Source organism: Kitasatospora sp. NPDC059462 (genome assembly GCF_042749955.1).
Classification (GTDB): Bacteria; Actinomycetota; Actinomycetes; order Streptomycetales; family Streptomycetaceae; genus Kitasatospora.
Genome location: NZ_JBHYUU010000310.1, coordinates 1 through 5,892, shown reverse-complemented (window position 1 = coordinate 5,892; position 5,892 = coordinate 1). Strand labels below are relative to the sequence as shown.

The 5,892-nt window shown below is 76.6% G+C and carries 1 protein-coding gene; it reads right to left on the bottom strand.

All coding sequences use genetic code 11. The features are described 5' to 3' along the window. Positions 1-5,892: EndoU domain-containing protein (locus ACFXAM_RS37475; protein ID WP_380298271.1), on the bottom strand; the 5,892-nt coding region annotated here is incomplete at both ends.

Below are 5,892 nucleotides of genomic sequence, written 5' to 3'. Positions count from 1 at the left end.
AGGCAGCAGATGGCCACCCGGGTTACGGGTGTCACCGAACGTCGACGTCTGCAGGGCGTCCCGCCCGAAGGCGGCCCGACGCGGCAGGTCACCCCTCACCGGCGCCCCCGCCCCCGGACCGAGCGCGTCCTCGATCGCCCGGCCCAGCTCCCGCAGGTGCCGCGGCGCGAGCGTGAACCGGAAGTCCGTGTCGTCGGAGATGATCCCGGCGTCCTGGTCGAACCGGATCCGGTTGTTGCCGGCGTGGGTGCCGCCCATCAAGGTGCCGTCGAGGTGCGAGGGCCGGGGGCGGATCTCCCGCACCACGACCGAGGACTCGCCGTCCTCGTCGGTCGTCTCCACCCGGACGCGCCGCTCCCGGTACTCGTCGGGCAGGCCGAGCAGATGGCCGAACTCGTGCGCCAGCACGGTCCGTTCGGTGTCCAGGCCCCAGAGACCCGAATGCTCGCGGATCCGTTCCCCCGGGGCGGGGGTCCGGACCTCCACCTGGTGGTGCGCCCGGCCCGGGTCGTCGGTGAACTCGACCCGCACCACCAGGGCATCGCCGTCGGGAAGGCGGTGGCCGGTGTTGTAGTACTCGTCGACGCCCTGCCGGGCGCGCCGGCGCAGGTTCCGCAGGGCCGCGGTGTGATCCTCGCCGGCCGGCAGGCCGGAGGTGTCGAGGTGGATCCGCACCACGACCTCGACCGCCGGCCGGCCGTCCACCAGGACGGCGCGGTTGGCCTGGAAGCCGCGGAGGCGGGTCGCCGTGCTGCTGTGCAGCGCCGGGTCGGCCGGCGCCTCGACCTCGACCGTCCGCAGGACCCGGACGATCGCCAGGTTCGGCGGCGGCGCCTCGTGGGCCGGGCGCACCCGGCCCGGCGCACCGTCGGTGTCCGGGCGGGAGCCCATGTCGGAGTCGGCGTCGGTGTCGGTGTCGTGGACCGACTCCATGTCCACGGACCTGGTGTCGGAGCCGTCGTGCACCGACTCCATGTCGTCGTCGGTGGAGAGGTAGTCGAGGGTGGAGTCCGTGTAGTACTCCATGTCCTCGTCCCCGGGCTCCCGGTCCAGGTCCATGGCCTCGTCCTCGTCGACGCGGTGACGGCCGTCGAAGGGACCGGACTCGTCCTCGCCCCCCGGCGTGCGCGGCAGCGAACCGCCGTCGTAACCGGGCGTGCGCGGCAGCGACCCGCCGTCATAGCCGGGCGTGCGCGGCAGCGACCCGCCGTCGTAACCGGGCGTGGTGGGCCACCCGTCGCTGTCGTCACCCGGCGTCCTCGGCCAGGTGCCGTCCTCGCCCCCCGGGGTGCGCGGCGGCGAACCGCCGTCCGACTCCGGCGGACCGGGCGCGAACAGCCGCTCGGCCGGGCCCGGGACGACCTGGCGTCCGGTGCCGCGCTCCGGCAGCCGGACGGTGAACTGGGGCGGTGGGGTGTGGCCCTCGACGAGGGCGAAGTCGACGATCCGGTACTGCTCGTCCCGCATCACGGTGATCTCGGCACCGGCGAAGACCACCCGCACCCGGAACCCGCCCTCGACCAGTTCCTCCTCCCCCGTCCGCCGGCCGTTGGCGGCCGCGAAGAGGCGCTCCGCCGCCGTCCACTCCCGGGGCAGGCCGCGACCGGCGTCGGCGCGCAGCTCCGGGCTGACGTGGCCGGGCGGCACCGGGCTGAGGGACATCGCGTCGATGGTGGCGGGGCGCCGGCCGGCGCCGGAGGCCGTCGGCTCGGTGAGCGGGGCGGACCTCGGCGCGTCCGGCGGCAGGACGACACCGGGCTGCTCGTCCGTCGGACGGTGGATCAGGTGCCGGCCGTCCCGGGTGAGGCCCTCGATCCGCACGCCGTCGTCGCTGACACCGGTCCAGTGGACGGCGCCGTTCACCCGGCGGTCGTCGGCCCGGTCGCGGTTGCGGTGGGCCTCCTCGACGGCGTCCAGGACGTGGTCGGCGTGCCACTCCCGCGGGTAGAAGGTGTTGGACGGGCTGTCGGCGCGCACGTGCCAGCGGGACGGGAACGCCTCCGCCGGGGCCCGCGGAGCGACCACCGGGTCGAGGAACCAGACCTGGGCGCGGTAGGTCCCGTTGGGGTGGGCGGCGAAGGGGGTCCCGATCCGGATGCCCCGGCGCTGGCCGGCCTGGTCGACCAGGGAGGCGGTCCCGTCACCGGCCCAGGACCGCTCCGGCGGCTGGTGGTGGACGCCGGTGAGGGTCTGCCGGTCGCCGTAGCGCAGCAGGTCGCCGGACCGCTGGTCGAAGCCGGTCGGGAACGGGTGCCACGGAAGGTGCGAGGCCACGCCCAGACCGCTCTGGTCGTCGGACGGGCGGAAGGCGACGATCTCGGGGACCTCGACCCGGTGGCCCTCGGCCCGGTGCTCGGCCCGCAGGTCGACCCGGCCCTCGATCCGCACGCCGCCGTACTCGCCGGTCCACGTCCAGGAGTTCGGGCCGCGCTCGGTGAACGCGTCACCGCCCCGGCGCAGCGCGTGCTGGTAGGCCTGTTCCGCCGCGTAGACCGCGTCGTCGGCCGACCAGTGCTCCGGGAACATGGTGCGCCCCCGGGCCCGGGCCGCCGCCGACACGTCCAGGTCGCCCGCCGGCCCGGCCGGGTCGGCGCCCACGCCGTCGGCCGGGCCGCCGAACACCCGGAAGGTGCCGTTGCGGTTCTCCGAGCCCGGGATCCGGGTCGGCTGCGGCCGGTCGGCGCCGGGTGGTGGGAACAGGTGGCCGCCGCCGTCGCGCCCGCCGCCGAAGGTGCGCCGGCCGGTGCCGCCGAGGTCGCCGTACAGCGCGATGCGCCGGGCGTCCGCGTTCACCCGGGGCCGCGGCGGGCGGGTGCCGTCCCCGGCGGGCCCGCGGTCCGTGCCGAAGGCGGTGTCGATCACGGAGCCCAGCTGCCACAGGTTGCGCGCGCGCAGCACCGGGCGGGGGTCGGGGACGCCCGGGACGGACGCCCGGTAGTTGGTGTCGACGGCGGTCCGGTTGCGGCGGTCGCGGGTGTAGGAGCTCATCAGGCCGCCGTCGAGGGCGACCGGGCGGCGGCGGTCGGGGCGGGAGGTGCTCTCCCGGTACTCGTCGGCCAGTCCGAGGTGGTGGCCGAGCTCGTGGACCAGGATCGTGGCCGGGGTTCCGAGGTCCCACCGGTCGTGGCCGGCCCGGATCGGGTCCGGGTGGACCTCGACGGTGCGGTGCGCGGCGGCGGGGTCGGGCACGAACTCCACCCGTACCCGCAGCCGGTCGCCGCTGGGCAGCCGCTGGTCGCCGTTGTGGGTCTCGGCCAGCCCGGCACGGGCCCGGTCGACCAGTTCGTCGAGCCGGCGCACGGTGCGCGGGTCCGCCAGGTCCAGCCGGCTGACGTCCAGGTGCACCCGGACGGTCACCACCGACTCGGTGTCACCGTCGGCGAGCCCGATCCGGCTCACCGAGAACCGCTGGAGCTCACGGGCGTCCAGGGCGTGGTCGAAGGGGTCCGTCGGTGGGCGGACCTCCCGGGTCCCGAGCAGCTGGTGCGGCTCGGGGCGGCGGCCGGTCAGCTGCTGCGGCATGCGCTGGTCCGGCTGGCCCCAGAAGTCGGTGATGCGGCCGTTCTCCGTCCGCACCGTCAGCCGCACCCCGCCGAAGGTGCCGTGGCGCAGCTCGGGCGCGGCGGTGCCGCCGGGCGGCACCGGTCCGGCCGGGGCGCGGTGCGCCGAGCCCGCGACCACGCTCGCGGCGTAGCGGGCCTCGTCGGCGGTCCACTCGCGCGGCAGGTTGCGGCCCTCGGTCGGGTGGTCCCAGGCGTCGGCCGTGAAGAACTGCCGGCGGCCGTCGAGCATCCCCTCGCCGGACACGGTGCGCGGCGGTTCCGGCGCCTGGGGCTGCCGCTCGGAGGCCAGGACCTCGGCCAGCCGGCCGGTGCCCGCGGCCTCGTGCAGCCGGGGCACGGCCTGCTGGACGGTGGGGTCCTGCCCGGGCACGAGCCGGACCTCGGTGGCGTCGGTGTCCCGGGTGAACTCCAGCCGGAGTTCCAGGCGGGTGGGGCTGCCGGCCCGGTGGCCGTCCAGGTACTCCTCGGCGGACGCCCGCAGCGCGGCCTGGGCCTGCCGCAGGTCGGCGGCGGTGGTGCCCTCCGTGCCCACCAGCCGGACCCGGGCGGTGACCCGCAGGACCTCCGAGCCGTCGAACATGAGGTCGCGGCGGACCCGCACCGGCCCGAGGCCGTTCAGCGCGACGTCCTCGCCCCGGCGGGCGGTCGTCGCGGCGGGGCCGTGGTAGTCCGGGTTGTCGTAGCCCTGGTACGGGGCGGGGCGGTGGTAGTAGAGGGTGCCGTCGGGCCCGAACCGGCCCTCGATCCAGACGCCCTCGGACTCGCCGACCACCACCCGCGAGCCGTCGCCCTCGTGACGGACGAGGACGGGGTGGCCGAGCGCGGCGGTGACGTGCGCGGCGAGATCGGCCTCGCCCCAGTGCTCGGGGTAGTACACGGTGCCGGGGTCGAGCGCGGAGCGGTGCCAGCGGGAGGGGAGCTGCGCGGCCGGGGCACCGTGGCCGACCGCCGGGTCCAGGTGCACGGCGGCGATCCGGACCGCGCCGCCGGGCAGGACGGTCCGCAGTTGGTCGCCCACCGTGGCGGGCGGGCGGCGCGGGGCGCCGGTCACCGTGCCGTCGAGGTCGGCGGACTGCCAGGCGGAGGCCCCGGCCCGGCGCGGGGCCGCCGTCTCGGAGCTGGTGTGGTGCGGCCCCGCGCCGGGGTCGGGGACGAACGGCGGCACGTGCAGCTGCGGCAGCCCGCGCTGGTCCCCGACACCGGTGACGCGGACGATCTGGGCGTCCTCGACGTGGACCTCGACCATGACGTCGCCGATGGTGCCGCGGACGATCTCGCCGACGGTCGAGCCGTGCCGGCGCTCGTGGTCCTCCAGGACCCGCAGCGCGGCCCAGCGGCTGTCGAGGGCGTTCCACTCGTGGGGCAGGCTCCGGTCGGCGGGCAGGTCGCGCGGGTCGGCGGCGAGCGCCCGCTCGCTGAACCGCACGTCCATGTTCGCCAGGTGCCGCACGCTCTGCTGGTCCCAGCCGGGGACGACGGCGGGCGGCTGCTCGTTCTCCCGCAGCGGGCCGGGTTCGCGCAGGTCGGTGGGGACGCGCGGCCCCCCGTGCACGGCGAGCAGCTGCTCGACCGGGGTCGCGAGGTTGCCCAGTTCCTGGGTCTGCCAGGCGAACACGCGGTGCGGGCCGGAGAGGGCCAGCGGGCCCAGGAGGGATTCGGCGTCCGACAGGCCGTCGGGGCGCAGCAGCATGGAGGAGAAGACCTCGCCGTGCGGCGGGTCGAAGTCGAGCCGGACGGTGACCAGCCGGGGCTGTCCGCCGGGCCCGGCCGCCTCCAGCATCCGCTCCCGGACGTAGGTGTCCACCCGGTGCTGCATCTCGGCCCGGGCGAGCAGGGGCATGTGGGCCGGCAGCGGGCCGTCGACGACCGTGCGCACCGGCAGGGTGATCCGCAGGCCTTCCTGCCCGGAGTCGAACAGCACCCGGGCGACCGACAGCGGCTGGGTGCCCAGCCAGACCCGGGTGTCCGGGGAGCTGCCCACCTCGCGACGGGGCTGCCACTCCGCCATGGGCTGGATGTCGGACGGGCGGTGGGCCAGGTGCAGGCCGTCGCGGGAGAGCCCCTCGATGCGGACGCCGTAGGCCTCGCCCGCCCAGTGGTAGGTCCGGCCGTCCGCCCGGTAGATCCGCCGCTCGACGGGGACGCTGTCGTGCGCGGCGTCGACGGCGACGGACAGGCCGTCGGCCGTCCAGGTCCGCGGGTACATGGTGCGCCCGGTCCCGGAGCTGCGGAAGCGCCAGCGGGTCGGGAAGTCGGCGAGCGGGGAGGTCGGCGCGACGGTCGGGTCGAGGAAGGCGGCCCGGGCCCGGTAGGTGCCGTTGTGGATCGG